The 24,790-nt window shown below is 55.6% G+C and carries 31 protein-coding genes and 2 pseudogenes; 19 read left to right on the forward strand and 14 right to left on the reverse strand.

The window, feature by feature from the left end; translation table 11 throughout:
- Positions 1-363 precede the first annotated feature (363 nt).
- The 3 genes and pseudogenes from AB5975_23620 to AB5975_23630 all read left to right on the forward strand — a co-directional run bounded on the left by AB5975_23620 (position 364) and on the right by AB5975_23630 (position 1,561).
- Positions 364-666, forward strand: a pseudogene (locus AB5975_23620) (aldehyde dehydrogenase family protein).
- Between the two features lie 69 nt (positions 667-735).
- Positions 736-993, forward strand: coding sequence for a hypothetical protein (locus AB5975_23625; GenBank protein XDR23063.1), 258 nt, complete (start codon positions 736-738; stop codon positions 991-993).
- 277 nt (positions 994-1,270) lie between these two features.
- Positions 1,271-1,561, forward strand: a complete 291-nt coding sequence (locus tag AB5975_23630) for a hypothetical protein (GenBank protein XDR23022.1) — start codon at positions 1,271-1,273, stop codon at positions 1,559-1,561.
- A gap of 496 nt (positions 1,562-2,057) precedes the next feature.
- Here AB5975_23630 and AB5975_23635 read toward each other — a convergent pair whose 3' ends face one another.
- On the reverse strand, positions 2,058-2,966 hold the full coding sequence (locus AB5975_23635; protein ID XDR23023.1) for an AraC family transcriptional regulator N-terminal domain-containing protein: 909 nt from the start codon (positions 2,964-2,966) through the stop codon (positions 2,058-2,060).
- A 262-nt stretch (positions 2,967-3,228) separates the two neighbouring features.
- On the opposite strand from AB5975_23635, the gene AB5975_23640 reads away from it, so the two are divergent.
- The gene (locus AB5975_23640) at positions 3,229-4,257 is read left to right on the forward strand and encodes an alpha/beta hydrolase (GenBank protein ID XDR19477.1); all 1,029 of its coding nucleotides are present in this window, start codon (positions 3,229-3,231) and stop codon (positions 4,255-4,257) included.
- 80 nt (positions 4,258-4,337) lie between these two features.
- Complete coding sequence (locus AB5975_23645; GenBank protein ID XDR19478.1) at positions 4,338-5,513, forward strand: MFS transporter; 1,176 nt, start codon at positions 4,338-4,340, stop codon at positions 5,511-5,513.
- 253 nt (positions 5,514-5,766) lie between these two features.
- Here AB5975_23645 and AB5975_23650 read toward each other — a convergent pair whose 3' ends face one another.
- The gene (locus AB5975_23650) at positions 5,767-5,994 is read right to left on the reverse strand and encodes a hypothetical protein (protein ID XDR19479.1); all 228 of its coding nucleotides are present in this window, start codon (positions 5,992-5,994) and stop codon (positions 5,767-5,769) included.
- A 490-nt stretch (positions 5,995-6,484) separates the two neighbouring features.
- Here AB5975_23650 and AB5975_23655 point away from each other — a divergent pair, with 490 nt between their 5' ends.
- Together AB5975_23655 and AB5975_23660 are read left to right on the forward strand one after the other, a co-directional pair.
- Positions 6,485-6,895 carry an NUDIX domain-containing protein gene (locus AB5975_23655; GenBank protein ID XDR19480.1) on the forward strand — a complete coding sequence of 137 codons (411 nt, stop codon included), beginning with the start codon at positions 6,485-6,487 and terminating at the stop codon, positions 6,893-6,895.
- Positions 6,896-6,976: 81 nt separating this feature from the next.
- On the forward strand, positions 6,977-7,249 hold the full coding sequence (locus AB5975_23660) for a PepSY domain-containing protein (GenBank protein ID XDR19481.1): 273 nt from the start codon (positions 6,977-6,979) through the stop codon (positions 7,247-7,249).
- A gap of 89 nt (positions 7,250-7,338) precedes the next feature.
- Here the strand turns inward: AB5975_23660 and AB5975_23665 are convergent, their stop codons facing one another.
- A complete protein-coding gene (locus AB5975_23665) occupies positions 7,339-7,677 on the reverse strand; it encodes a stress-induced protein (protein XDR19482.1) in 339 nt (112 codons plus the stop codon).
- A 680-nt stretch (positions 7,678-8,357) separates the two neighbouring features.
- Here AB5975_23665 and AB5975_23670 point away from each other — a divergent pair.
- Positions 8,358-8,588 carry a hypothetical protein gene (locus AB5975_23670; protein XDR19483.1) on the forward strand — a complete coding sequence of 77 codons (231 nt, stop codon included), beginning with the start codon at positions 8,358-8,360 and terminating at the stop codon, positions 8,586-8,588.
- Positions 8,589-8,650: 62 nt separating this feature from the next.
- Positions 8,651-8,859 (forward strand): annotated as a pseudogene (locus AB5975_23675) (hypothetical protein).
- Between the two features lie 222 nt (positions 8,860-9,081).
- Here AB5975_23675 and AB5975_23680 read toward each other — a convergent pair.
- Positions 9,082-9,645: a DUF4440 domain-containing protein gene (locus tag AB5975_23680; GenBank protein ID XDR19484.1), complete on the reverse strand. Its 564-nt coding sequence runs from the start codon at positions 9,643-9,645 to the stop codon at positions 9,082-9,084.
- Positions 9,646-9,676: 31 nt separating this feature from the next.
- On the opposite strand from AB5975_23680, the gene AB5975_23685 reads away from it, so the two are divergent.
- Both AB5975_23685 and AB5975_23690 read left to right on the forward strand, forming a co-directional pair.
- Positions 9,677-10,222: an N-acetyltransferase family protein gene (locus AB5975_23685; protein XDR19485.1), complete on the forward strand. Its 546-nt coding sequence runs from the start codon at positions 9,677-9,679 to the stop codon at positions 10,220-10,222.
- Positions 10,219-10,509: a hypothetical protein gene (locus tag AB5975_23690; GenBank protein XDR19486.1), complete on the forward strand. Its 291-nt coding sequence runs from the start codon at positions 10,219-10,221 to the stop codon at positions 10,507-10,509. The genes AB5975_23685 and AB5975_23690 overlap by 4 nt, the downstream gene beginning before the upstream one ends.
- Before the next feature lie 258 nt (positions 10,510-10,767).
- Here the strand turns inward: AB5975_23690 and AB5975_23695 are convergent, their stop codons facing one another.
- From AB5975_23695 to AB5975_23705, 3 genes are all read right to left on the reverse strand, one after another.
- The gene (locus AB5975_23695) at positions 10,768-11,127 is read right to left on the reverse strand and encodes a hypothetical protein (GenBank protein XDR19487.1); all 360 of its coding nucleotides are present in this window, start codon (positions 11,125-11,127) and stop codon (positions 10,768-10,770) included.
- Positions 11,128-11,497: 370 nt separating this feature from the next.
- On the reverse strand, positions 11,498-12,292 hold the full coding sequence (locus tag AB5975_23700) for an OBAP family protein (GenBank protein XDR19488.1): 795 nt from the start codon (positions 12,290-12,292) through the stop codon (positions 11,498-11,500).
- 245 nt (positions 12,293-12,537) lie between these two features.
- Entirely contained in the window at positions 12,538-13,230 is a 693-nt protein-coding gene (locus tag AB5975_23705) for a DUF421 domain-containing protein (protein XDR19489.1), read from the reverse strand.
- 519 nt (positions 13,231-13,749) lie between these two features.
- On the opposite strand from AB5975_23705, the gene AB5975_23710 reads away from it, so the two are divergent.
- From AB5975_23710 to AB5975_23720, 3 genes are all read left to right on the forward strand, one after another.
- A complete protein-coding gene (locus AB5975_23710; GenBank protein XDR19490.1) occupies positions 13,750-15,237 on the forward strand; it encodes a SulP family inorganic anion transporter in 1,488 nt (495 codons plus the stop codon).
- Between the two features lie 11 nt (positions 15,238-15,248).
- Positions 15,249-16,100, forward strand: coding sequence for a universal stress protein (locus AB5975_23715; GenBank protein XDR19491.1), 852 nt, complete (start codon positions 15,249-15,251; stop codon positions 16,098-16,100).
- A gap of 92 nt (positions 16,101-16,192) precedes the next feature.
- Complete coding sequence (locus tag AB5975_23720) at positions 16,193-16,726, forward strand: NUDIX hydrolase (GenBank protein ID XDR19492.1); 534 nt, start codon at positions 16,193-16,195, stop codon at positions 16,724-16,726.
- A gap of 33 nt (positions 16,727-16,759) precedes the next feature.
- Here the strand turns inward: AB5975_23720 and AB5975_23725 are convergent, their stop codons facing one another.
- The 4 genes from AB5975_23725 to AB5975_23740 all read right to left on the reverse strand — a co-directional run bounded on the left by AB5975_23725 (position 16,760) and on the right by AB5975_23740 (position 19,523).
- Positions 16,760-18,295 (reverse strand): IS66 family transposase, encoded by a 1,536-nt coding sequence (locus tag AB5975_23725; GenBank protein XDR19493.1) that lies wholly within the window; start codon positions 18,293-18,295, stop codon positions 16,760-16,762.
- A 61-nt stretch (positions 18,296-18,356) separates the two neighbouring features.
- On the reverse strand, positions 18,357-18,692 hold the full coding sequence (gene tnpB / locus AB5975_23730) for an IS66 family insertion sequence element accessory protein TnpB (GenBank protein ID XDR19494.1): 336 nt from the start codon (positions 18,690-18,692) through the stop codon (positions 18,357-18,359).
- Positions 18,689-19,021, reverse strand: a complete 333-nt coding sequence (locus AB5975_23735) for a transposase (GenBank protein ID XDR19495.1) — start codon at positions 19,019-19,021, stop codon at positions 18,689-18,691. Before AB5975_23735 ends, tnpB begins: the two co-directional genes overlap by 4 nt.
- Before the next feature lie 112 nt (positions 19,022-19,133).
- Entirely contained in the window at positions 19,134-19,523 is a 390-nt protein-coding gene (locus AB5975_23740) for an NUDIX domain-containing protein (GenBank protein XDR23024.1), read from the reverse strand.
- Positions 19,524-19,778: 255 nt separating this feature from the next.
- Here AB5975_23740 and AB5975_23745 point away from each other — a divergent pair, with 255 nt between their 5' ends.
- Both AB5975_23745 and AB5975_23750 read left to right on the forward strand, forming a co-directional pair.
- Positions 19,779-19,988: a hypothetical protein gene (locus AB5975_23745; GenBank protein XDR19496.1), complete on the forward strand. Its 210-nt coding sequence runs from the start codon at positions 19,779-19,781 to the stop codon at positions 19,986-19,988.
- Positions 19,989-20,148: 160 nt separating this feature from the next.
- Positions 20,149-20,358 carry a hypothetical protein gene (locus tag AB5975_23750; GenBank protein ID XDR23025.1) on the forward strand — a complete coding sequence of 70 codons (210 nt, stop codon included), beginning with the start codon at positions 20,149-20,151 and terminating at the stop codon, positions 20,356-20,358.
- Between the two features lie 6 nt (positions 20,359-20,364).
- Here AB5975_23750 and AB5975_23755 read toward each other — a convergent pair whose 3' ends face one another.
- Together AB5975_23755 and AB5975_23760 are read right to left on the reverse strand one after the other, a co-directional pair.
- Positions 20,365-20,796, reverse strand: coding sequence for an SH3 domain-containing protein (locus tag AB5975_23755; GenBank protein ID XDR19497.1), 432 nt, complete (start codon positions 20,794-20,796; stop codon positions 20,365-20,367).
- Positions 20,797-21,109: 313 nt separating this feature from the next.
- The gene (locus AB5975_23760; GenBank protein ID XDR19498.1) at positions 21,110-21,442 is read right to left on the reverse strand and encodes a hypothetical protein; all 333 of its coding nucleotides are present in this window, start codon (positions 21,440-21,442) and stop codon (positions 21,110-21,112) included.
- Positions 21,443-21,735: 293 nt separating this feature from the next.
- Here AB5975_23760 and AB5975_23765 point away from each other — a divergent pair, with 293 nt between their 5' ends.
- The 3 genes from AB5975_23765 (at position 21,736) to AB5975_23775 (ending at position 23,681) form a co-directional block, all read left to right on the forward strand.
- Positions 21,736-22,062, forward strand: coding sequence for a hypothetical protein (locus tag AB5975_23765; protein XDR19499.1), 327 nt, complete (start codon positions 21,736-21,738; stop codon positions 22,060-22,062).
- Positions 22,062-23,240: a hypothetical protein gene (locus AB5975_23770; protein XDR19500.1), complete on the forward strand. Its 1,179-nt coding sequence runs from the start codon at positions 22,062-22,064 to the stop codon at positions 23,238-23,240. The genes AB5975_23765 and AB5975_23770 overlap by 1 nt, the downstream gene beginning before the upstream one ends.
- A 72-nt stretch (positions 23,241-23,312) precedes the next feature.
- Positions 23,313-23,681, forward strand: coding sequence for a histone-like nucleoid-structuring protein, MvaT/MvaU family (locus tag AB5975_23775; GenBank protein ID XDR19501.1), 369 nt, complete (start codon positions 23,313-23,315; stop codon positions 23,679-23,681).
- A 287-nt stretch (positions 23,682-23,968) separates the two neighbouring features.
- Here the strand turns inward: AB5975_23775 and AB5975_23780 are convergent, their stop codons facing one another.
- Positions 23,969-24,730: a competence protein CoiA family protein gene (locus AB5975_23780; protein ID XDR19502.1), complete on the reverse strand. Its 762-nt coding sequence runs from the start codon at positions 24,728-24,730 to the stop codon at positions 23,969-23,971.
- Positions 24,731-24,790: the final 60 nt, after the last annotated feature.

Here is a 24,790-nt window from a genome sequence, read left to right on the forward strand (position 1 = left end):
CTTTTCGGATCGTTAGCCATGGTGGTTGCTGTGGTTTTGGGATCACATGACCGCTTTGCTCAAATGCTCGGAATGAGCCTTGCCCTAACGGCTGCTTCATTGATGCTGATGTTAATCGGTGGGCGGCTGCGAGCGAGAGGCAAACCCTTGTTGCCTATTTTGCTATCTTCCTGAGACTGTCTCGTCCAGGCTCACAGGCTCTATAAAGTGCTTAGCTCGCCAATTAATGCTCAACCTCCATAGAAGCTGATTGCAGATAGGCGAGTCGTTCTTTAGGTAAATCAGCCAGAACCTTGGCATTGGCCATGGCCATGGCCATGGCAATGATACTGACTCGGGATGTCACCCGTTGGCTGCCCGCAGCAGCGCCTGGAGGATGGCGATGTGGGCGAAGGAGCATTCGTGACACCTACCGTGTTTACGGTTGCAGTGACGACATGACCATCATGCGCGAGGAGATCTTCGGCCTGGTCATGAGCATCCTGACCTATAAAACCGAAGATCAGGTCTTCCGCCGAGCCAATGTTAGCGAGTACGGCTTAGCTGCTGGCGTGGTTCCGAAAGACGTTGCCCGGGCACATCGTGCGATCATCAGCTTGAGGCTGGCTGGATCAATGCCTGTGGCGAGTCGCTTGCGCGATGCCGGTAGGTGGTTACAAACCGTCAGACAGTAAGTACAGGGGCACAAGCACTGTTCCACGCTCAGTGCCGTCTTCGTGGTTCCAAGGAGATATCATGCAGCATCAAAACAAAGATCAAGCAGAGCAGCTCATAGCCGAGGTACTCGTGGCTGCCTGCCTTGTCATCGAAAATGATGCATGCTCAATGAAAGATCGAAATCTCGCTCGGCGCATCCTGCCAGACGCTCAAGAGGCGCTGCGCCTCCTGCAGATCGGCGTGTACAGCCAAGCGGGGGATTTAGAATTTGTTTTGCCTACCGCTGAGGGCCATAGCCAGGCTCCGGGAGGCAAGCGCAGGTTTGTGATGAAGTAACGGGGTCGACAAGTGGTGCTAGATACAGCCAGGCTTAAATCCCATGGTGCATTCATGACTATGGGGAACTGGTGCAAGTCGGCGCTAAGAACCAATCTTTTGAGGGCCTTCAAAATTCTTGGTTATCCCGAGTTCTGCTGAAGTAATCGAAATCCCTCCTGCGTCACATCTCGTCATATTGATGAGCCATTATCCGCTCGGCGGTGCTGTTGCTTCCGCTTCGCTGCGCTATGGTACAGACACCCCATATATAAGACTAAAGTCGCAGGAGGGCGGCATGCGGATTCGCGGTGACATTTTCTGGAAATGGGCAGATCCAACGCTTCATCATCGCACTCATGATGAGACGCTGGATGATGGCACGACGATGGATATCCAAGTGCGCCTGTCGCGCACAGGCAACACCCAGATGTTCATAGGCGTGTATGCCGGCACCGGCATGGCACTTCATGAGGAAGCCTTTGATACGCGCCCTGGAGAGTCCATGACGCGTGCCTTAGCGTGGGGTGTAGGACGCGCCAGGTGTCTTGCCACCGAGCGTCATCAGCCTAATCAGCGGTTTGCTTGACCAGACTGCTGGAAGCATTGGGTAGCATTAACTGTCAGCAATCCAAGGCTTGATGAGTCCAGGCGGCGTAAGCCGCTGTGAGAGACTGAGGAAGGTGAGGTAAATCGGGTTTCAATCCGCCCGACTGCTTCACCCAATCAGTCAGACAGGCGATGACCAGAGTGCTAATGACAGGGCAGGGCCCAACCTGGCGCTCCAGTTCGGCTAACTGATCAGCCATTGTCCTAACTGGTCTGGCACCTCAATCGATGGCTCGAATCAGCATTCCGCTGGGCCGTTATTACATAGGCTTCCCACGCTAGCCACCCCTGGCAGTCCATAGATCGCTATGAACAATTGCATGCCCCAGTACAGGGATGCCGAATCTGCATATCGAGCCTGGCCCCATCATGTAGCTCCTCTAGGTGGGAATGGTGTAGGCAGGGCGGCTCTAGATGCACTGGGATTGAGGTAAAGCTGATACAACGGAGCTGGCTCTTTCCTCAACGTTGAGAGCTCAGGGCATACTCGGCATTGGTGCGTTTGATCTTTCCGCACCCAGGCGTAATTCTGCGATATCGCGTTTTGGCGGCGTACCGAACTGGCGCCCGTATTCGCGGCTGAACTGCGAGGGGCTTTCATAGCCGACCTTGAAGGCAGCGGTGGCAGCATCCAGATGCTCGTTGAGCATCAACCGTTTCGCCTCGTTCAACCTTAGCCATTTCTGGTACTGCAGCGGACTCATGGCGGTGAGCTGACGGAAATGCTGATGAAAGGTCGAGAGCCCCATCTGTACCCGAGAGGCCAGCTCGTCCACGCGCAGAGGTGCGGCGTAGTTCAGCTTCATCCAGTCGATAGCCTTGGCAATTCGATGACCTTTGCTGCCCACCGAGGCGATATGGCGCAGCAAGGGAGCCTGGTCACTCAACAGCAACCGATAATGGATCTCTCGCTGAATCAGCGGCCAGAGCACGGGTATCGCATCCGGCTCCTCAAGCAGATGGATGAGACGGGCGAAGCTCTCGAACAATTTCGGGCTCAGCTTGCCCACGCCGGCGCTGGTGTGGAAGGCCTGGCCATTCAGGGGAAGGCGGCCATCCTGGGCGATCAGCTCCGCCAGTGTGCGCAGGTCTAGCTTGAACACCAAGCCGAGACAGGGCGCTGCATCGCTGGCCATGGTCACCGCTGAGTGGGCAGGGATGTTCAGCGAAGTGACCAGGAAGCGAGTCGTATCGTAGGGGAAAACGTCGCTGCCGATGACCATTTCCTTAGCGCCCTGTACGACCAGCACGATGCTCGGCTCGATAATGCAGGTGATCGGTGGGGCTGGGGCGTTACGCCGGTAGACGCTCAGGTCTGCAACGCTCGTCGCGAAGTCGCCAGCAGTTGGCGCGAGGGCGCCGATGACCCTGCATAGGTTGGCCAGTGGGTTCGTGCTTGAAGGGGGGGGGTGCGCTAATGGCCATCGCGAGGGTTCCGATCACGTATGGCAAAACACTACTTCCAGGTCAGTTCAGTTGTCCATGCCCAGTGAGCAGGGGCTGGACAATCAGGCAAGAAAAATACCCGTTTGCTCTACTGATTGATCGGTTTACGCGAGGAAGATGGGTGGCAGACGAGGGGGCGGGACTGTTCAGCAGCGACGGCCTCTCGTGCCACTTCCATTTCGAGCAGACAGGAAGCCATGCATGAAGTCCTTGTTCGTTGCGTTTGCCTTGATGGCCAGTTCACTTACTGCGGGAGCCGCCGACATGTCCCATGGGGCCAACAATTTCTACAAGAGTGAACAGGTTTCACTCGAACGGGTTTCCTTCAAGAACCAGTTTCAGATGAATACGGTGGGTAACCTGTTTACCCCCAAGAACCTGAGCCGCGATACCCGTTACCCCGCCATCATCATCGGTCACCCGATGGGGGCCGTGAAGGAACAGAGCGCGAATCTTTACGCCCAGAAGCTGGCAGAGCAGGGCTTCGTCACCTTGGCCATTGATCTGTCGTTCTGGGGCGAGAGCGATGGGCGTCCGCGTAACCTGGTATCGCCGGACATTTATGCCGAAGATTTCAGTGCGGCGGTCGACTATCTTAGCGCCCAGGGTTTCGTTGATCGCAACCGTATTGGCGTGCTGGGTATCTGCGGCAGCGGCAGTTTTGCCATCAGTGCGGCGAAGATCGACCCACGCATGAAAGCGATTGCCACGGTCAGCATGTACGACATGGGCGCGGCCAATCGCAACGGCCTCAAACATAGCGTCTCTGTCGAGCAGCGCAAGAAGCTTATCGCCGAAGCAACAGCCCGGCGTGATGTCGAATTTGCGGGTGGGGATATCAAGTACACCAGTGGGACGGTCGACCAACTGACCGAGAACTCCAACGCTATCGAACGGGAATTCTACGACTTCTACCGCACACCACGGGGTGAGTTCACCCCCGAAGGGCTATCGCCACTTCTGACGACGCATCCTACTCTGACCAGCAATGTCAGGTTCATGAACTTCTATCCGTTCAATGACATCGAGACGATCTCGCCACGCCCTATGCTGTTCATTGCGGGGGAAAACGCTCATTCCCGTGAATTCAGCGAAGAGGCCTATCGCCTTGCCGGTGAACCCAAGGAGCTTGTGATCGTACCGGGTGCTGGCCATGTCGATCTCTACGACCGTGTTGGCTTGATCCCTTTCAGCAAGCTGGCCTCGTTCTTCCACGAAAACCTCAAGTAACTACTGCAGTCACCAGGCCCAGCTCTTCTCGCTGGGCCTCGGCAGCCGTGTCTTTTGAAATTGGTACATCGAGAACCGCCATGAGCAGCCCAGCAATACCCCTTCAACACTCACACCGTCAGGTCTGGAGCGCTGTCCTGGCGATGGCGCTCTGCGCCTTCGCTTTAGTGGCCTCAGAGTTTCTGCCGGTGAGTTTGCTCACGCCGATTGCATCGGACTTGTCATTGACGGAAGGCCAAGCCGGGCAGGCCATTTCCATCTCGGGTTTCTTTGCTGTCATTACCAGCCTGTGGCTGGCCAGCGTGACCCAGGGGATCGACCGCAAGCCTGTGCTGCTGGCCACAACGGCGCTCATGCTGGTATCCGGTGGGATGGTGGCGTTTGCTCCGAACTACCTGACGTTGATGGTAGGGCGAGCCATACTTGGAATCGCCATTGGCGGATACTGGTCGATGTCCACCGCAGTGGTGATGCGCATTGCGCCCGAGGCGCTCGTTCCGAAGGCGATTGCTGTGATGCAGGGCGGTACCGCGTTAGCTACGGCAATCGCAGCGCCGGTTGGAAGCTACCTAGGCGGCACCATTGGCTGGAGAGGGGCATTCTTTTGCGTGGTGCCTTTGGCTGCACTAGCGTTGATCTGGCAAACTTTTACTCTGCCGGCAATGCCGAATGAGCGGACTCAAGTATCGGCCACCGGCTCATTACGCTTGCTTGGGGACAGCAAGGTCGCCCTCGGCATGGCCGCAGTTGCGTTTCTCTTCATGGGGCAGTTCACACTCTTCACGTATCTGCGGCCTTTCCTGGAGACGGTCACGCATGTCGATGTGCCTACGCTTTCGCTCTTGCTCTTGATCATCGGTGCCGCAGGATTGGTAGGCACCATGTTAGCCGGCTCTCTCGTTAGTCATAGTCTGAACAAGGTTTTGGTGGGAATACCTTTGAGCATGACCGCCATCGCGTTCGCCGTTATCGCGATTGGTAGCTGGGTCGTTCCAGTCGCCGCAGTGCTGGGCCTATGGGGTCTGGTCGCGACTTGTGCGCCTGTGGGCTGGTTCACTTGGTTGGCCAGAGCACTGCCGCACAATGCCGAAGCCGGAGGTGGATTGATGGTCGCGGTGATTCAATTGGCAATCACTGTTGGTGCGACGGTAGGCGGGGTGCTTTACGACAGGATGGGGTATCAGGCTACCTTCATTGCCAGTGGCGTGTTCTTGCTCATCGCAACCGCTCTGAGTGTGATGACAAGTCGAAGATAGCCTGTAGTTGCCAGCGGCAGTCGGTTTAATCTATCCGTCGCAACCAGCATTGATTTCCTAAACTTTTGAAGCCGCTGCTGTGCTTTTTGCCCCAGTGGCTGGCACAGTCTTCATGCTGTCATCAGCTCATTTTGATGACCCGTGCCTTGGCCTGGACGGGAGGCCGTGTAAGATGCCGCTCAACCGAGCGTGGGCAGCCAAGGCAGCGGCTTGCTGCAGTGTTTTGCAGGACGCCGTGGGTAGCAATTAACTTTCAGCGATCCACGGCTTGATGAGCCCAGGCGGCGTAAGCCGCTTTGAGAGACTGAGGCAGGTGTCGTAAATCGGGTTTCAATCCGCCCGACTGCTTCAGCCACTCAGTCAGCCAGGCGATGACCAGAGTGCGAGTGACAGGGCTAGGCCCAACTTGGCGCTCCAGTTCGGCAGCTACATGATCTAGGAACGCGATCTTAGCGTCCAACTGGGCCAGCTGATCAACCATTGTCTTGTCCTCCTACCCCATGTGCTGCTTTGGCTCCAAGGTGTATAGAGCCAGCGCACGACCCCGGCCAGCACCCCACGCCATGGCTCGAATTACCGATTCACCAGGGCGCTTTGCATAGGCTTCCTCAATCCTGACCAAGCCTGAGCGCTCATAGATCCCGATGAACAACTGGGTATCCCCAGAGCTGGATCTGCCCATGCCCAAAATACTGCTCATCGATGTCGCATCCTTGCCTCCTGATCACCTCTCCTTCAAGCGAGCTTAGTCCGTTTCGTCTAGAGCGGCGTTTTCAATCATTTCGGGACATTCCAATACATGCCTTCTTTGACTCACGCATGCTCATATGGCCGCTGGGAATTCGGTGACTCCATGCTTCTTCACCAGGAAAGCTGCCAGTTCGGAACTCCGTATTCAGCGATGGATCATCAGATCATGGATGATCACTTTCGCGTTTAGGATGTCGCCCATTCTCCAGGTGCGATCCCTCATGAGCGTCACCAAGCATCGCCCGGTCAGAGCTAAGGCCACGATCATCTGCTCACGAAATGACAAGGTTCTGCTAGTCCGCAGGAAGGGTGCTAAATGGAAGTTTCCAAGCGGCGTGCTCGCGACCGGTGAAGCGCCAATCGTCGCCGCTGCCCGTGAGCTTTGGAAGGGGCTAGCGCTTCATCGCACAAGCTTGAACGCTGTGGGCACTGTCGAGGTAGGCAACGTTCTCCACCATATTTTTACGACTGACGTACCCGACGGTTGCTGCGTCGCGCTTGGCAGAGGCATCGTTGATTGTAAGTGGATTTGTTGGGAGGACTTGAGTTCAACCATGCTGAAGCCCACAGCCGCTGCTTTGCTTTCACGAGACCTGCAGGAGCTCGTTTACCATGATGGGCGACTGGAATGAGTGTGGGCTTTCAACACAAACTGAACGTCAAGATCAGCGTTTGGGTCGGATCGTTAACTGTCATGAAAAAGGATGTTAGCGATGAAAGCGATGACTCGAGTGTTCACTGGCCTGGCATTGGTTGGTGCTATGGGGGCTTCTTCCGCTTGGGCTGATACGCCCGGAGCTGACTGGAAGGTGAATAAGGATCAGGCCGAGGCAGCCCTGAAAGGGGCAGGCTACACCCAGATCACCAAAATCGAAGCTGACGATGGTCATTGGGAAGGTGAGGGCATCAAGGCTGACGGCAAGCAGTACGAATTCCAGGTAGATCCGCACGACGGCAAAATCATCAAAGACGAACTGGATAACTGATCAGGGCGGGTATTGCTCTCTGGGCGGCCCGCGCGTGGAGCGCGGGCTTTTTTCTGCTAGCAGTCCATTCTCTTTGGCCCTGAACAACGTTATCGGTTGTCCTCAGTCATGCCACTGTCTTCATCCTGTACCGCTTGCGAAGCTTCATCAATTTCGCTTTGCCCATTGTCCGATTTGGGCCCCGTGGTATGGCCTCCCATCCCACCCTGATGAGCTGCACCAGCTGCGCCCTGGTGATCGCTTTGGTATCCACCGCCTAAGTCTTGATCACCTTGAGGGACTTCTCGTTGAGGGTCGGATTCGCCTTCCCACGTCTGTCCGCCCGTTTGACCGGGCTCAGATGGCGGGTGTGGGTCATTCTCGAAGCCACCAGGATTGTTCTGATCGGTGCCGCCTTGTTGACCGGTCTTGTCTGGATCGTTTGCCATGATCACTTACCTCGAAGGTTCACACAGGGAGCCTGTGTTTCCTTGAGATACCGAGCAACAGCATCCCGCTCCCAATACTTTCGTACTGGCTGACCGGGGGCGCGAAAGGTCGTAAATGGTAACGTCTTGCACGATAAAGGTCGTTGCAATACGCCCCGCAAGCGGAGCGCGCCGGCCAGGATGGCCAGAGGCGTGAGGATGGAAGCCCGACCGGGCCGTACCCTGCCAACGGCAGGGTGCGGTTCACGACAGCCGTCCCCAGAGGGGCACGTCAAGGTGGCGATCAAGCTTCCGCTGCTATTCAGGCTTGAAACGCCAACTTGATTGGATTTCCCAGGCTGAGAGGGTAGGGCCGACAACTTCCCAATTGATCGTGGAACAGTATCCAAAAGAAAGCCCGCTGGGGGCGGGCAAAGGAGCTTCTATCACACGTAGGGATAGCTAACATTCCCACACCGTATGTGAAAAGGGCATGAATAATATCGGGCGAGGTCTATCGCAAACCGCTTGCGTGAGCCCAGGATGTGTAAGCCGAAACCAGGCTTTGAGGGATGCTCGGCAAGCCCTGCTCAATTTCGGCCAACTGTGACTCTCATCGCAGGCGCGTTTCGTCCGCACTACCTATGCAGCCGGGGATCCTTCGAATACTGTATTCCCATACAGTTATAGAGAATGCCGCCATGACAGGCACCAATCTGCCCGTAATGTCGATCCAAGAGTGGCGGCAGCTGCTCAACGACACCGAGGCCCTGCTCCTCGCACCTAAGAAACATCACAGGGAGCTTCTGCATCACGCATATGCGCTACGTGATACGCATGCCGTAGACTCAGGAACCTTGGCCGATATGCTGGAGCTCGCGGACGAAGCATTGATGTACGCCCACTCCGTCCAAGCTGATCCGCAGTGGTAGGCTAAATACACGCCCGGGTGGGATGGCGTCGTGTGGGATAGCAATGGCGAAAGGAAGAGATCGTGAAAAGAGATCTGAGCAAGGTACTCATGCCTGACCACCCCTGTACACCGAGGCCGTGGAAGCACTCAAGCTGTACCACCAAGCCCAGGCGAAAGGGGTAGTCGGAGCGGAGCTGAAGCGGCTCAAGCTGATGGCCGAGCATCGCTTCCAGGCGTTCACCGACTACCAGTTGCACGCCCTAGGCGGGCCCACAGAGAAAGGTCATTAACAGGCGGCCTGCATCAGGCCGATACCCTGCATGCAAGGTGTGGAAATTTGCCATGTACGTGACCAGTGATTTTTATCGATGCTTACCAGCCGTTTGCATTCGACGTGGCCAGCCACTTGCAATCGTTACGACCAATCGCCCACATGGCTAAGAGGCGCAAGCAGTAATTCACGATTGACCGCTAACGACCCATAGCGGCCATCCAACTGCTGGCGCTATTTATTATTCTCTTGCCCTCGCCGTTCCTTGGTGGAACGCCAATTGCCAATCGCATCCTACTTGGCGCCATATCGAGCTTCTCAAAGACTCGCTACCGCCGCTCGGATCAAGAACAGCGCATCGATAGGTGCTCAGCACCACTGTTTCGGAGAGGATGCGTATCTGAAAATCGTAGATCTGACGCTGGACAAAGTCTTGTTCCAGCAAGGCGTCGATGATCTGTGCTCGGTTCCAAACGACACCATTCGCGCCAAATTCTACAAAATCTGGAGCCAGCAAGCTGTTCAGTATGTCGCGATCAAGACGAGTTTTGCGCTCAAGCAGACGTACTTCCAGCGCGTGAATGGCTGACTCCAGCCATGCCTTCGAAACACTCATGTTGTTGACCTTCTCGTGTGAAACATAATCCCCCCGATAGGCATGGCTGGATGGAACCAAACCGTTACTGTTGGTCTGGAAACACTGCCGAAACAGTTTGCGCGGCTGCGGAGCAGGGCAAATCTGCTGATTAGCCATTACAAGCGCCAGTTGATCGTAACTCGCCAACTGGCATGGCGCATGCAGCATGTCTACGGCGTACCCTTTTAGGTCTTATCTCATGGATAGCATCAGCTTGTTACCCAAGCTCCTTGTCCGCAAGCCTGTCAGTGACGATGCCGCTGCCATAGCCATCCTTCACATCCGCAGTTGGCAAAGCGCCTACGTAGGGCTGCTGTCGAAACGATACCTGAGCGCCTTAGACACCAGTGTGGAACGCCGTGTGGTGTTCCTGAAGCAGGCAATCGAGTCTGGCAGCCCCTCAATTCGCGTGGCCGAATTGGATGGGCAAGTGATTGGGTGGGTTTCGTTCGGCCCTAGCCGTGACCAGGATGCTCCCAACGGCACTGCTGAACTGATGGCAATCTACCTCGACCCATTATGCTGGGCACGTGGTATTGGCACGGCTCTTTGGGCAGAGGCCCGGCAGGCATTGATGGGCCATGGCTATCAACAGGTTTGTGCGTGGGTGCTCGACGGCAACGAGCGAGCCACACGCTTTTACTGCAAGCATGGTTTTTCAGCGCAGGCAGGAAGCCAACGCATCTTTGAAGAAAATTGTGAACCCCTCTCGCTTACCCGCTATGGCTTGATGCTCGATTCATGACGAAACAGGTCGCTCTGCGTGCATTCACTCTGGCCGATCAAGCGGCGCTGGAGCGCTGGGCAATTGGAGCGCGTGCTTTGCACTACATGGCACGAACACAACCCAGTCGAAAGGCATTGCTCTGGCAAGTTATCGTTGTCGATGGGCGAGACATCGGCACGATCTGGGTAGAGTCCTGCGACCATCCAACCCATGCCAGCCTTGGCGTGCTGCTGGGCGACACCGCTCTGATGGGGCAAGGGATCGGACGACGAGCCATGCAGCTTGCGCTTGATCAACTGGCGTAGACCACTGCCTGCTGGCAGTAACGCTAAACGTACGGTCAACCAATATGCGTGCCATCAAATGCTATCTGGGTTGTGGTTTCCGTGTTTGCGACAGATTTGTTCGCACATCCGCCACAGGTAGTTATGAGGTTCTAAAAATGATCAAGGATTTGACTGTTTGACGTCCCTTCAATGTTCCGTCTGGGTCAATCGTGGTCAGTCGAACCGGCTGCTTTCGACCCATTGCAGGGGAGAATCACTGCTTCTGCGATAGATAAGCTAGTCGAGAAGCTCAACGTAACTAGACTCGCCCTCACCCGTCGCACCGGATAACCATCCCCAAACAAAATGAAGCGTCGTGCGTCCGAGATCGTCTTGGCCAATCTCACCCCGCGACCAGCCAGCAAGGATCTCATCCTCAGTGGTAAGGCAGTGATAAAGAAGCTCGATTGTGTTGCTGCCGGTCACCCGCCCCACTTGACTGCCCAAGCGGATCCGGCCGCCGTGGTATGTGCCGGTGATGGCCCCACCGTCGACGAAATAGTGAAATATCGTTCCAGTACCAGAGAGCCCTTGGGAGTTGTTGGCTACGGTGAATCGACGGTTGTTCAACCGCTCGTGAATTTCGGAACTTGCCATAAGCTACTTGCCCTCACCTGGAAATCCATTTCAGAAGCGCAAAGCCTATACCTAGATGGCTGGGGCTTCTATCTGAATGTCCGCAATGGGTCGGTAGCGGACAGTCGCGGCTGACCGCATTCGACCCGAATGCTAGCTGTCAACACCGACCGCCAGCGAGGCAAGCTTATTTTGCATGACGAGCTTACTCTTGCTGTATCAGCAGCCATTTGCATCACCTAATGCAAGCGGAGCGCGCAGCCCATGGATGGGCAGAGGCGTGAGGATGGAAGCCCGGTAGGGCCGTTCCCCTGGCAGCGCCAGGGTGCGGTTTACGACACCCGTCCCCCCGCTGGGGCACGCCCAGTGGGAGATCTGCTTCCGACCTCCGCTATCTACTGGAACGGCTGTTGGTATTCGCCGGCGTGGATGTAACGGGGCGGTGCAGATGCGCGCCGGTTGGATCGGTGATTTGGATGACGTTGCCGTACTCCCATCCATCCGCCTGAGGATCAGCTGCAGGAATACGAATGTCGGCCCGCTGAGCTTTGATTCTTGTCGCATCAACGCCCAAGCGTCGATTGCGCTGCTCAACCATTGCAGCATCAACCTGCCCATCTGCGGTAAAGCCCATCATCAACTGCGGCACACCCACAGGCAGCGCTTTGTCCTGGTCGGTGTGCCAGGTATGCCATGTCTTTCCATATGTATGCGCAAGTCGCTCCATCAGAGCATGTTCAGCTGGTGCAGGAATGCCTGGGGCGATCAGTTGCCCAGAAGAGACCTCGTAGACATGGCTATGCCACATCGCCTTCTCTTTGGCTGGTAACCCGGCAAAAAGCTTCTCGTTGATGATGTATTCCACGCCCATGACCTTCGCGCCCTTTGTGTTGCCGTCGAAGATCACGCACTGGATAACATCCTCATTCAGGATTGAACAGTAGTGATGCGCCTCCATCTGCACACCGGGATGCCCATTATAGAAATGAAAGCCATCTAGGTAGACGTTGATGGCCTCAATGGGCGGCTTGGACTGTAGTGCCGCTGCACCGGCTTCCAGCAGCTGGGTTGTGGCTGATATAGGTCTGCCGGGTGACTCTACAGGCGACTTTGTTTCGGGAGCGGAGCAAGCCCCCAGTAGGGTGCAGGCGAGGGGAAGGGATATCGACTGAATCAACTGTCGCATGAGCGCACCTCTAGTATTGTTCCTAGAGGACAACCTAGGTCTTAGAAGCGGACAACCCACAGGACGAATGGCCGGGTTCGAAGAGGAATTGCGGGCAAAAGAAAGCCCGCTGCTAGACGGGCAAGGGAGCTTGTATCACACGTAGGGATAGCTAACATTCCCACAACGCATGTGAAAATGACGTCAATAAACTCGGCGGTGAAGGCTGTACCTGTCAAACCCCCGCGCTCTTGAGTGGATGTGGTCTAGCGGTTGCGTAAGGTATCCAGTGCAGGTGACCAGACTTTATGTCCGCAGCGTTCACACACGACTGAGTCTTGAGGTTCATGGAAGGTTGGGAAGCCGCAGCTGACGCAACAGTGCAGGCCAGCGTTCGGCGGCGAAAGGTACTCTGGACGATGTTCAACTGGCAGCACTGACAGCCCTGGCCGGGTGTCGTCTGGCCCATAGAAATAAAGACTGAGATCGCCATCAGTTTCCAATATGCCGAGCCGAACCTGGCCGAGATGCTCCACGCCTTGTTGGCGCAGCTCCATGAAGAGCTCGTTGGACGAGATGTTCAAATTCCGCAGCGAATGGATCTCGTACATTCCTTCCTTTACGACTGTGATGGGCAACCCATCGATCCAGGCCTCGCATGTTCTGCTGCGCCTCATCATGTAGACGGTTCCGCGATAGAGCAGCAAAAGCGTGAGGAAAACCAATGCGACCGGGAGGAGGGGTACATCTTCGTAGAAAGTCACATCGCCTGCGGCTGAGCCCAAGGTGAGGATCACCACGAGCTCGAATCGGGAGAGCTGCCTGATTCCGCGTCGACCACTGAACTTCAAGAAGAAGAACACGGCCAGGAAAGCTGCAGAAACTCGCAAGGCAACCTCTAGGAGGAAGGTCATTGGAAATTCGCCTATCAGCATCCGTTGCAGATCGAATGTGACCATTCTCTGTTCCTTTTTTTAGTTATTGATCGAGCGTCGGGCAGGCCGCTTCCCTAGCGCTTACTCGTTCGTTGTAGAGAGCCTTGAGGTCAAAAGAAGGTAACCGTCTGGCCAACTCCACCCCTCAGCACACAGACCAGCTCGGACAAGAACGGGTGGAAAACAAAGCCTTGCCCGCAGGTATACCCATTGAATAAGCCTGTATCTGACGTAGGTCATGCAGAGCCTGCCAGCGGGTCGCAATCGACGATGGCTTCATTGTATACTTCGGCTCCGCATACCCCTTGAGCTACAGGAACATCAGCATGACTGTACTCCAAACGATCTACTGGCAGCCTACGCCGCCTTAGCGCTACGCCCCCTCGCAACAACCTGCTTCCGCTAGCCTCGCTCGCGGGTGCTCACTGCTGTACGCCTGGTTTTACACCTTAAGCACACAGCAAAAAATCCTCAAAATTTGAATTTGTATCGATTCGCTCGCCACTCCCTTGGCGTGCGCGATGCTTTGCCTTGGATATTTATATGCTGCAAAAACTTAGACAAACGTGGTTTTCCAACGTCCGTGCCGACGTGCTCGCGGGGCTGGTGGTCGCACTCGCGCTGATCCCGGAAGCCATCGCCTTTTCCATCATCGCCGGGGTAGATCCCAAAGTCGGTCTCTACGCCTCCTTCTGTATCTGTGCTGTCATCGCCTTTGTCGGCGGGCGCCCCGGAATGATCTCGGCGGCGACAGGAGCCATGGCACTGCTGATGGTTACGCTGGTAAAAGAGCATGGACTCCAGTACCTGCTGGCCGCGACGCTACTATGTGGCGTACTTCAAATCCTTGCCGGCTACCTGAAGCTCGGCTCGTTGATGCGCTTTGTTTCACGCTCGGTAGTCACCGGCTTCGTAAACGCATTAGCGATTCTGATTTTTATGGCGCAATTGCCTGAGCTGACCAATGTCACCTGGCATGTCTATGCCATGACCGCTGCGGGCCTGGGAATCATCTACCTGTTCCCGTATGTACCGAAAATCGGCAAGGTGATTCCCTCTCCATTGGTGTGCATTCTGACGCTGACTGCCATCGCCATTTACCTCGGTTTGGATATCCGCACCGTCGGTGACATGGGCCAACTGCCTGATACGCTCCCGATCTTCCTCTGGCCTGAAGTTCCGCTGAATTTTGAAACCCTGCGCATCATTTTCCCGTACTCGGCTGCGTTGGCAGTAGTGGGTCTACTCGAATCAATGATGACCGCGACCATCGTCGACGACCTTACCGACACCACCAGCAACAAAAACCGCGAGTGCAAAGGCCAGGGTGTGGCCAACATCGCTGCCGGCATGCTTGGCGGCATGGCAGGTTGCGCCATGATCGGCCAGTCGATCATCAACGTGAAATCTGGTGGCCGCACCCGTCTCTCGACATTGTGTGCCGGCGTTTTCCTGCTGCTGATGGTGGTATTTCTTGGCGAGTGGCTCTCCAAAATCCCTATGGCGGCACTCGTGGCTGTGATGATCATGGTGTCCATCGGCACCTTTAGCTGGGATTCCTTGCGTAATCTGAAAGAGCATCCGCTGTCGACCAACCTCGTCATGGTGGCGACCGTCGTGGTCGTCGTGGCCACTCACAATCTGGCTTACGGCGTACTGGTAGGTGTGCTGCTGGCCTCCCTGTTCTTCGCAAACAAGGTCGGGCACTACCTGGATATCAAGAGCACTCTTGAAGAGACGAAATCGCATCGGACTTACCGCGTCGTGGGCCAGGTGTTCTTTAGCTCTGCGGACAAGTTCACTGAGGTTTTTGACTTCAAGGAGGCGCTCAACAAGGTCACCATCGATCTCACACAGGCGCATTTCTGGGATATCACCGCCGTCGCAGCGCTGGATAAGGTCGTGATCAAGTTCCGACGCGAAGGCGCTGAGGTTGAAGTGCTCGGTCTCAATGAAGCCAGCGCGACAATCGTTGACCGCTTCGGCGTGCATGACAAACCCGGTGCCATCGACAAGCTCATGAGCCACTAAGGAGAACGACAATGACCCGCGTAATGGCATGCATTGATAACTCACAATCCTCATTGGCGGTCTGCGATTACGCAGCATGGGCCTCGCAACGACTCAGCGCTCCCCTGACCTTGCTTCATGTGCTGGATAAGGAGAAATATCCTGCATCCGCTGACCTCAGCGGCAATATCGGTCTCGGTAGCAGAGAACATCTGCTGGAAGAGTTGGCCATGCTGGATGCGCAGCGGGCAAAACTGGCGTTGGAGCATGGGCAGCACATGCTTGAAAAAGCTCGCGAGCGAACAGTTCACTCTGGCGCCATGTCACCTGATATGAAGCAGCGCCATGGCCATCTCGTCGAGAGCCTGAGCGATCTCCAAGACGATATTCGGTTACTGGTGATTGGAAGAGTCGGTGAGGACAGCACGCGCAGTGCCCAAAGTCTTGGCAGCCAGATTGAAGCGATAGTCCGAACTATCCACCGCCCCACCCTGATTACAACCAGCCATTTCAGGAAACCTGAAACGGTCATGGTGGCATTTGACGGCAGCGCAACAGGCCACAAGACCTTACAGATGCTTGCTTCAAGCCCGCTGTGCGAAGGCCTGCCAATTCATATCGTCATGGTTGGAACGGATTCTGAAGACAACCAGAACGCGCTGGAGAAGGCACGAACCACGCTTGCGTCTTCCGGCTCGCTGGTGCATTCCGAGATCCGCCCAGGCGAAGTAGAGTCCACACTGCATGCGTATCAGGCAGAGCACGGCATTGACCTCTTGGTCATGGGGGCGTACGGGCACTCACGCATCAGGCACTTTCTGATAGGCAGCACGACCACGACGATGCTGCGTACATCCACTGTACCCTTATTGCTGCTTCGCTGAGCCAGTTCCACTGGCCACAGTATTTCCAGAACTGAGGAAATACCGTGGCCACCCTGGACGATGACTAACTGATCTTGCCGCTACGAGACCACATGCAACTCATAACTGAAATTGTTCACCCCGAGCTGAAATCCAAGCAGGGCAGAGTATTCCGTCGACATGCAGCTCGCGGCATCGTGATGCGGGGTGAACAGATCCTGTTGCTGTTCACCGAGCGCTATAACGATTTCAGCTTTCCTGGAGGCGGCCTTGATGGTGACGAGGACATTGTCGCAGGCCTGAAGCGTGAGCTTGAGGAAGAGACTGGTGCTCGTGAAATACAGGTGCTCCAGCACTACGGTTACATCGAGGAGTACCGGCCCTACCAAAAGCCACAGTACGATCTGATGCACATGACCTCGCATTTTTATCAATGCGAAGTAGCGCCCCAGCTAGAGCCGGTGAGAATGGAAAGCCACGAAATCGCTAATGGTATGCGGCCTGTCTGGATCAACCTGCATGAAGCCATCGCACACAATGAAGCCGTCATGCAGCGTCACGAGTCTTCGATGGGGCAGTCAATTCTGCGCGAAACCTACATGCTGAGAAAAGTCGCTTCCGAATTGTTGATGCCAATCAGCCTTTGAGCTGACTATTTGGCGAAGTCCACTTAGCCTGCCTCAGGCAAGCATCCAATGCTGCGGGAGTAATTGCGTGATTTCGCTCGCCCGCTGTGTCGGAAGCCGCATCAGTACATCCTTGAGATAGGCATACGGATCGTGCCCATTCATACGCGCCGACTGGATCAGGCTCATGATTGCCGCCGCCCTTTTTCCACTGCGCAGCGACCCGGCAAATAACCAGTTCGAGCGCCCAAGCGCCCACGGCCGGATCAAATTCTCGATCTGGTTATTGTCGATGGGCACAGCACCATCTTCCAGGTAGCGCGTCAGCGCTACCCAGCGTTTAAGGCTGTAATCCAGGGCCTTGGCCGTGGCCGAACCCTCGGGCACAAGTTCGCGTTGGGCCAACATCCACTCATGCAGTTTTTCAGCGATGGGCACCGCTGTTTCCTGACGTAATCGCCAGCGGGCTTCGTCGCTCATTTCCTTGGCGTGTCGCTCGACTTCATACAACCCGCCAATCGAGTGAAGCGCCTGCTCCGCCAACTGGCTTTTATTGGCTGCATGCAGGTCGAAGAATTTGCGGCGTGCATGGGCCATGCAGCCGATTTCGGTGATGCCCAGCTCGAAGCTGGCCTTGTAGCCGGCGAAGTCATCGCAGACCAGCTTACCGTTCCACGTGCCCAGGAAGTTACGCGCATGTTCGCCGGCACGGCTGGGGCTGAAGTCGTAGACCACGGCCTTTAGGGCCGAGAAAGGCGTGGTGCTATAGGCCCACACGTAAGCGCGGTGGGTTTTCTTTTCGCCTGGTGCGAGCATCTGAACCGGGGTCTCATCGGCGTGGATCACGCCCTGGGCCAACACATGCTCACGCAGCGCATCGACCAGAGGCTGGAGCTGCACACCGGTCTGTCCGATCCATTGCGCCAGTGTCGAACGGGCGATGGGCAGTCCGGCCCGACCAAAAATCTTCTCCTGCCGGTACAGCGGTAAATGGTCGGCGAACTTCGCCACCATCACGTGGGCCAAAAGGCCTGCGGTCGGGATGCCCTTGTCGATCACTTGGGCCGGTACAGGCGCCTGGATCAGTGTTTCACACTGACGGCACGTCCATTTTCCACGCACATGCCGCTCAACTGTGAACACGCCCGGAGTGTAATCGAGCTTCTCGCTGACGTCTTCGCCGATTCGCTGAAGCTGGCAGCCGCACACGCACTGAGTATTCTCTGGTTCGTGACGGATCACGGTTCGCGGAAACTGCGGCGGCAGTGGTGCACGCTTGGGCTTATGACGTGGCTCGGCCGGTGCGGCCGGCGGATTGGCTGCCTTCAGCTCGGCTTCGATAGCTGCGATATCGGTATCGAGCAGATCATCAAGCAGACTGCCTTGGTCGGGGCTCAGTTGCTCGCTGCGCTTGGCGAACTTGTGTCGCTTGAGGATGGCGATTTCATGAGCCAGTTGCTCGTTGACCGTTTCGAGGCGTTGGATTTTCTGGCTCATGGAGTCGACCTGGGACAGCAACTGCATAGCCTGTTCGGCCAAGCCGCGCAGCTGTTCCGGTGTCATCTGGTCGAGATTGGGCGAGGAAGTCATGCCGCTGATTGTGTCAGAGCAGGTCGTCAACAGCGATAAACCGATGGGCTAATGGCAGGGGCTAAAGCACTGTGATCGCGCTGCCTGCGCCGACCCGCTGCCACGGCAAACCCAGTACCAAGGCTTGAAGTTGCTCGTTATCGAGTTCGACTTCCGATCCGTGACGGATGCCGGGCCAATGAAACTTGCCTTGGTTCAATCGTCGCGCTGCCAGCCAAATGCCCACACCGTCATGCACCAAGACTTTCATTCGGTTGGCACGGCGATTAGCGAAGAGGTATGCGCAGTGCGGCTTCGCCACACCGAACACCGCGATCACCCTGGCCAGCGCGGTCTCGGTACCGGCGCGCATGTCCATAGGCTCGGTGGCAAGCCAGATGGCATCGATCCGAATCATTCCAACAGGTCTCGCAGAAAGGTGGCACAGGCGACAGCGCTTTCGGTCGGCCAGTTCACTTTGACGGTGCCACGCGGGTGCTGGATTTCAATGCAGATACTTGATGAAGCTGCCTGCGAATGTCCTCCGGCTAGCGGCAAGGGCACTGGAATGAAAGCAGGTTGCAGCGCCATAGTTTTGTTCGTGAGTACCCTAATCCATTTATGTACGAGGTTCGCGTTAAGGCTGTGCTTCTGCGCGACGCTGGCAATCGATGCGCCGGGCTGGGCGCACTCTTGGACAACTTGGGCCTTGAAGGATTTTGAATAGGAACGGCGTTGTGACTGCATGGAAAGACCCGCTTAAAAGGCTAGAAATGGTGTCCACTTAAATTAGGTGGACACCATCGCCTTTGGCGTCGGGGTCAGGAAGGTGAGTTGGCCGGACGGTTACAAAAGAAGATCAATTCCGGTCGCGTTCGAACACGAAGCCTTCGCGTCTGAGCAGCTCTAGATTGGTCGGTTTAAGGGATAGGTGTGTCAGATCATCAACTTCGAACCAACGACACTCGACGATCTCATGCGAAGGGCTGGGCGCCGCTGACTGGCTGACAGTCATTCGGTAGAGCCAGTGCTCTTCGTTGGTGAGGATATGGTGACCCAGAAACTGAGCGCCGGTCAGTTGCAGGCATGTCTCTTCTTGCAATTCGCGGCTCGCAGCCTCGAGCTGGGTTTCCCCTGGATCAATCTTCCCGCCTGGTAACGACCACTCCGGTGCCTCTTTTCGTACAAGGAGAATCTTGCTCTCCTGTAGGCAGATGACAGTGGCGTGCATTTCTCGTGCTTGGTTCATCATGGCTCCTCCGCTATGCAGGGAAGGCCTTGCGAGCACGCCAAAGTTCATGCGATGCGTTGAACGGTTTCACTGGTGACCTCGGCAGTGCCAATATCTGTACTGCCTCGGGCCTTAAGCATACGTGGGATTAGCAATTGTCCAGGTCGATGGAACCTGGCCATGCGGCTGCGTCACATCGCATATCCCCGGAAGGGGCTAACACCCATACTATAGAACGCGACAGCGAATGATTAACGACGCAGAGGCACCCAAATGAAGCGAACACTGCTGGGAATGACGGAAGCAGGTGAGCCTCTTCTGAAGCAAGCGCTGGAGGCCATCAGAGCCCACAACGAGGCAATAGCACAGGGCCGACCCGAAGCTGATCTCGAGCGCCTTCGCGTTCAGGCGGATCACCTGTACCAGACCGTGATCGACTACCAACTGCACAAAGCCGGTGCTCTCGGCGAGCCAGTGCACTAATCCTAAATGTGCCGTCATCAGACCGCTTAACATAGCAATCCTGATTGCTAGGCTGCGCTAAAACAAATCTGCCGGCATAGCGTCCGAAAACAGTACAGCAGAAGCTAACCTATTTGAGGCTATGGTTCAGCTAATCCCATAGACCCAGAGGTCTATCATGATGGCGAAGGATCCCAACAGCGTTCTGCCTCCTGATCATCCAATGTACTCGGACGCTGTAGAGGCTATGAAACGTTATCACCAGGCACAAACCGAAGGCATCACCGGGGCGGAGCTCGAGCGTTTACGGCTGCTGGCTGAACATCAGTTTCAGGCCGTTACTGACTATCAGCTTCGCGCCCTTGGCGGCCCAGCCAAGCCCGATCATTAGCAATAGTTACACGCCATAGCGTTTTGCAAACACGACCAGCGGAGCAGGGGCGCGATGATCCATATTCAGGTGGTGAGCTTCGAACTCGCTGCGGGGCAGGGCGCTCCCTTCTGGGCTGCGAGGTGACAAAGCAGTTCGAGCCACTACAGAGGTTTTGTAGGAGATCCATCGTTGCGGCTGGCCGTCCAGGCTAATACGCGCCCATTCCTGTTTCTGCTCATAAACCTGAACCTTCTCCCCGCGCTTGAGGCTGGTAATCACTTTCCCACCCGGTTGAGCGCGCAGATTCAGCTTGTCCGCGTTGACGAAATGCTCAGGTGCCAAGGCTTGTGTAGGTTGTGGTTCTGGTGATGAGATTGCGGCCAAAGTGCTAACCGGTTCTTGGCTGACTGATGGCTCAGTTTTAGGCGAATCCTTCTTGCCAATGGCCCAGATCATCACGAGGAGAACTAGCAGCGTCAGAAAATTGACCTTTCTTGCGCATATCCTTTGCACCCTCGAAATGGTATCTGTCCTTTTTAGAAGAGGCCGGCTGGGGCCTGGCGAGCAATTTTCCATCTTCCCTCGCCGATGCTATTCAGCTTAGCGGAGTGAGGCTGATTGCAGCGGCAGCCGCCTTCGAAAGATCACTAAATGAGAGTCCGCAAGCGGAGCGCGCCGGGCTGATAAACGGCCACCCAAGGGCCGAGTCGTCGTAAGGCGATGGCTCGGTTCACGACTGTCGGGCCTATTAGGCCACGCCCTAAACGCTCTACAAGCCTTTCAACATGTGCTCCAGGCTCTGATGCTCCCATGTCGATAACAGGGCAACCGGATCTGTCCGGTCACCAGGATCGAAATCCCAGCGCTGCCCATCCGGGCTAACGCACTGCTCGCAGTAGCCCAGCTCATCACAGTCGTTGTAGATCGTGATCCGCCACCCCTCTACATCCACTTCGAAATGGCAGGCGTACACCTGCTCCCAGGACTGGCTGCCAATCTTGGTCATTGTCCGGCGCCCGAACACCGCCTCTCGCAACACCTGGCAGACGTCCCGCGCCGTCAACGCGCCTGATGGTGCGTCGTGCTGGTTATGTTCAGTCATACGCTGCCTATGTCTCTCAGTGATCAGCCACCGATATTAACCTGTGTGAAAGGTGCTCCGGAAAGCACGCAGGGTCGGGGAAGTTGGCGGTTGAAGTGAATGCAAGAGGCAGGAGTACAAATGTGCTCCGTGGCGCTAGTGAAAGCTGACTTGCTTCATCTCGTGCATTCAGCCGGCAGGCTGCGCTGCCTTCACGAATGAGAATTCAGCCCATGTGGCGTCCTTCTACCCCTAGCATGCAGCTGTTGAGTCATCTCTGGTGTCCTTGATGTATCGCTCACGAGATCTGCTCTATGCACCCAACGACACCAGACGGACGCTATTTTGTTGTCAAAGGTCAGCTCTGGCGCTGCACGAACCCTTCACTGACCGAGCAAGAGCGGCAATGCCTTGTGCATGACCTGATGGATGCCCGGCGGGAGGTCAAGCGTGCCAAGCGCGCTGACGATTCGAGCATGCTCAAATCTGCGCGTGCGCGAGTGAATGCTGCCAAGGTAGAACTGGGCGAGCGGGGGCCCGTTTGGTGGGACGACGGTAGCCCGGACTACACTCGCTGTCGGGTAGACCTTTCGCCATACGCTGATTGGTACAACGCTTTGGATGACACAAAGGGTGAGTAATGTATGTCGAAAAGAGCTTCACACCTCAACAGCTATTCGAGATGGTCTGGGAGCGACCCGTTCTGGTCATCGCTAAGGAGATTGGTGTCTCGGATGTGGGCTTGTCGAAGGCCTGCCGCAAAGCGGGTATTACGTTGCCAGCCCGGGGTCACTGGGCCAAACCAGTCTCTAAACGCACGCGTCGTCCAAAGCCTCCAGCCTCTACCACACCTGTCACGTTTCACGTTCTAAATGTCGAGAAAGCTGTCAGGCTGAAGCCAGAGAATGTAGTCAACGACCCTAAGATTTTGATCGTGCCAACGGAGTTATCTGACCCCCATCCGTTGGTAAAAAAATGGCTAAGTGCAGTGAGGAAGGCAAAGGAGCTCAACAGTGCACTGGTATTCGACAAAACAAAGGTATTGAACTCGCACATATCCCGGAATGAAGTGGATCGCTGCGCGCTTCTCTACGACAGCTTGATCAAAGCCAGTGAGTCGTCGGGGTACACCTGGGGTATTAGTGGTAACGGTGGCTTCGTGCAAGTTGACGGTGAGGAGCTACTGATCACGATCCAGGAGCGGATAAAACGCTTCGATATTCCACCGCCCCCTCCGAAACCTTTCAAGCCTGGGCAGCAATGGAGGCCTGACGTTACCGCGATGAGAGCGGCTCGCTTTGGGTGGGAGCCCACTGGCGTATTTTCCCTCATCGTCGATGCACGATCCGAGGTTCTCATTCAAAAAACTTGGACTGACAGCAAGACAGGAAAGCTTGAGTCGAAGCTTGGTCAGATCATGACAGGTTTCGTTCGTATTGCCGCTTCCGTGAAAGCCCAACGATTATCCGATGAAGCTAGTCGCCGCCGATGGGCAGAAGAGGAGCGGGTGCGCAAAGAGGGAATTGACCAGCAGCGTCGCTTGGACAAGCTGCGCCAGAGTTTGATGAAAAATCTAGAAAGCTGGGAGCGCGCTCAGCGGCTGCGAGCATTCATCCAGGCGACAGTCGAAGCTTCGTCTAAGGATGAAGCAAGTCAAATGTCATTGGCGATGTGGGTTAGCTGGGCTACACAACAAGTTCAGCTGCTTGATCCATTAAAAGTGGATATCTCTAAAGTTATTGAGCTGTCCGTGGATTTGCCGAACTCAGAATACGGCTACTGGAGCAGCAGTAAGCAAGTCGATGACTGGTGGCCCTGATTTTAATTTGGGTTTGAACTTAAAATGCGTTAGGATTCACTCAAGATTATCCACACATTACGGAGTATGCACATGTCGCGTCTTGCAGAGTTCAGACAGCTTGAGCAAAAATTGGCAGCCCAGTTGGCTGAGCTGGAAGCTATGAAGGGCAGCAGTGAGCTTCAGAAAGAGATCGAGTTTGAGACAAAGCTGCGTGATCTGTTGAATAAGTACGGCTTTAGCCTTCGTGACATCATCAATCTCCTGGATCCCCAATCCAGTCGCCGCGCCGCTACTCCTACCGCTGCAGAGAAGGCACCGCGTCGTGCTCGCCAGGTTAAGCAGTACAAGAATCCTCATAACGGTGAGATCATCGAGACTAAGGGCGGCAATCACAAGCTGCTGAAAGAGTGGAAAGCCCAGTACGGTGCCGATGAGGTTGAAGGCTGGGTAGCCAAGTAAGATCAAGGTGGCCATCAAAAGCCCCTGAGAGCAGGGCTTTGGGGCGAGGTTAGATTTCTTGCACGGTGAGTTTGCTCGATGCACCTGCTGACACGCGTTACTGCAGCTGATCTGGACATACTTTGGGTTCTGCGTCGACCTAACGAGTATCGCCAATTTCTCATTCTAGAAGTAGCAAGTCTGACTGAGTTGATTGCGCTCCAGTCGAAAGCCTGCGTGGAGCGGATGAAGTTAGGGGCGCAATTAGCCGGCACATTTCTTTCAGGCTAATGGCTCCACTATGTCAGTCAAACCGACCACTGCAGACCATTCCAATGCACATCGTTATTGATGACATGCGCTAGGAACTCTAGATGATTTAGGGCCAGCCCCGGGGAGACAATACTCATTTCTTCATCTGGCGTGAGGATCCCGAAGTAGAAGGCGGAGGTTGTGTTGATCATATGACCAAATGGCGGCATCTTGCGCTCAAATTCCTCCTTCCATCGCTTGTTCATGATCGACTTCATCAGCGATCTAGCTGCTTCCGGACGAACCAGCCAATAGCATTCCACCCCATACCGAGCGTAGCGCTCTTGCCGACGGACATAGTCGCGCAAGTGTTGGTACGATCGCTGGAGCTCGATTGCAATCTTTCGTTCTCCAATCTCAAAATAGATGTCGGCCTTCCACCGATCTTTAGCTGTACCGCCAGGCACCTCACTTCTAGGTTTCACTCCAAAAAACTTCAGGGCGCCGAAGACTAAATCCTTGCCTTCGATGTGCCAGATCGTTTCGGGAGCGGTGGCGCACTCGTCAGAATAATGCGCGAAGAACTGGAGACCATTGATGCTGGTTTTGAGCACCGCCCTGGCGTTGCAGCAGGCCATCTTGAAAGCAAAGGGGTCACTAAGGCTCTGGGCTTTCAGGCCTTCCCATTCCTCATGGCTGAATTCGCCAGCCCAGACGGGCTCCTCGTTACGATTTAATGCATCTGGAAGCACTGTTGATATCCTGTTCCGTGGAGCATTGGCGTAGTTGGGCATTTCAAGGTAGCGTGAGTCGTTCAATGAGGCGCTTGGCCACCATTAGAGGCCGTAGTTAGATAGTTTTGGGGAGTCGTCCTGCAT

It is taken from the genome of Pseudomonas putida (genome assembly GCA_041071465.1).
Taxonomy (GTDB): domain Bacteria; phylum Pseudomonadota; class Gammaproteobacteria; order Pseudomonadales; family Pseudomonadaceae; genus Aquipseudomonas; species Aquipseudomonas putida_P.

Excerpts from the sequence above, each read along its gene's own strand:
- AB5975_23625 (XDR23063.1), top strand. The coding sequence starts at position 736 with ATGCAGCATCAAAACAAAGATCAAGCAGAGCAGCTCATAGCCGAGGTA.
- AB5975_23630 (XDR23022.1), top strand. The coding sequence starts at position 1,271 with ATGCGGATTCGCGGTGACATTTTCTGGAAATGGGCAGATCCAACGCTT.
- AB5975_23640 (XDR19477.1), top strand. The coding sequence starts at position 3,229 with ATGAAGTCCTTGTTCGTTGCGTTTGCCTTGATGGCCAGTTCACTTACT.
- AB5975_23645 (XDR19478.1), top strand. The coding sequence starts at position 4,338 with ATGAGCAGCCCAGCAATACCCCTTCAACACTCACACCGTCAGGTCTGG.
- AB5975_23650 (XDR19479.1), bottom strand. The coding sequence starts at position 5,994 with ATGGTTGATCAGCTGGCCCAGTTGGACGCTAAGATCGCGTTCCTAGAT.
- AB5975_23655 (XDR19480.1), top strand. The coding sequence starts at position 6,485 with ATGAGCGTCACCAAGCATCGCCCGGTCAGAGCTAAGGCCACGATCATC.
- AB5975_23660 (XDR19481.1), top strand. The coding sequence starts at position 6,977 with ATGAAAGCGATGACTCGAGTGTTCACTGGCCTGGCATTGGTTGGTGCT.
- AB5975_23665 (XDR19482.1), bottom strand. The coding sequence starts at position 7,677 with ATGGCAAACGATCCAGACAAGACCGGTCAACAAGGCGGCACCGATCAG.
- AB5975_23670 (XDR19483.1), top strand. The coding sequence starts at position 8,358 with ATGACAGGCACCAATCTGCCCGTAATGTCGATCCAAGAGTGGCGGCAG.
- AB5975_23680 (XDR19484.1), bottom strand. The coding sequence starts at position 9,645 with ATGCTGCATGCGCCATGCCAGTTGGCGAGTTACGATCAACTGGCGCTT.
- AB5975_23685 (XDR19485.1), top strand. The coding sequence starts at position 9,677 with ATGGATAGCATCAGCTTGTTACCCAAGCTCCTTGTCCGCAAGCCTGTC.
- AB5975_23690 (XDR19486.1), top strand. The coding sequence starts at position 10,219 with ATGACGAAACAGGTCGCTCTGCGTGCATTCACTCTGGCCGATCAAGCG.
- AB5975_23695 (XDR19487.1), bottom strand. The coding sequence starts at position 11,127 with ATGGCAAGTTCCGAAATTCACGAGCGGTTGAACAACCGTCGATTCACC.
- AB5975_23700 (XDR19488.1), bottom strand. The coding sequence starts at position 12,292 with ATGCGACAGTTGATTCAGTCGATATCCCTTCCCCTCGCCTGCACCCTA.
- AB5975_23705 (XDR19489.1), bottom strand. The coding sequence starts at position 13,230 with ATGGTCACATTCGATCTGCAACGGATGCTGATAGGCGAATTTCCAATG.
- AB5975_23710 (XDR19490.1), top strand. The coding sequence starts at position 13,750 with ATGCTGCAAAAACTTAGACAAACGTGGTTTTCCAACGTCCGTGCCGAC.
- AB5975_23715 (XDR19491.1), top strand. The coding sequence starts at position 15,249 with ATGACCCGCGTAATGGCATGCATTGATAACTCACAATCCTCATTGGCG.
- AB5975_23720 (XDR19492.1), top strand. The coding sequence starts at position 16,193 with ATGCAACTCATAACTGAAATTGTTCACCCCGAGCTGAAATCCAAGCAG.
- AB5975_23725 (XDR19493.1), bottom strand. The coding sequence starts at position 18,295 with ATGACTTCCTCGCCCAATCTCGACCAGATGACACCGGAACAGCTGCGC.
- tnpB (XDR19494.1), bottom strand. The coding sequence starts at position 18,692 with ATGATTCGGATCGATGCCATCTGGCTTGCCACCGAGCCTATGGACATG.
- AB5975_23735 (XDR19495.1), bottom strand. The coding sequence starts at position 19,021 with ATGCAGTCACAACGCCGTTCCTATTCAAAATCCTTCAAGGCCCAAGTT.
- AB5975_23740 (XDR23024.1), bottom strand. The coding sequence starts at position 19,523 with ATGAACCAAGCACGAGAAATGCACGCCACTGTCATCTGCCTACAGGAG.
- AB5975_23745 (XDR19496.1), top strand. The coding sequence starts at position 19,779 with ATGAAGCGAACACTGCTGGGAATGACGGAAGCAGGTGAGCCTCTTCTG.
- AB5975_23750 (XDR23025.1), top strand. The coding sequence starts at position 20,149 with ATGGCGAAGGATCCCAACAGCGTTCTGCCTCCTGATCATCCAATGTAC.
- AB5975_23755 (XDR19497.1), bottom strand. The coding sequence starts at position 20,796 with ATGATCTGGGCCATTGGCAAGAAGGATTCGCCTAAAACTGAGCCATCA.
- AB5975_23760 (XDR19498.1), bottom strand. The coding sequence starts at position 21,442 with ATGACTGAACATAACCAGCACGACGCACCATCAGGCGCGTTGACGGCG.
- AB5975_23765 (XDR19499.1), top strand. The coding sequence starts at position 21,736 with ATGCACCCAACGACACCAGACGGACGCTATTTTGTTGTCAAAGGTCAG.
- AB5975_23770 (XDR19500.1), top strand. The coding sequence starts at position 22,062 with ATGTATGTCGAAAAGAGCTTCACACCTCAACAGCTATTCGAGATGGTC.
- AB5975_23775 (XDR19501.1), top strand. The coding sequence starts at position 23,313 with ATGTCGCGTCTTGCAGAGTTCAGACAGCTTGAGCAAAAATTGGCAGCC.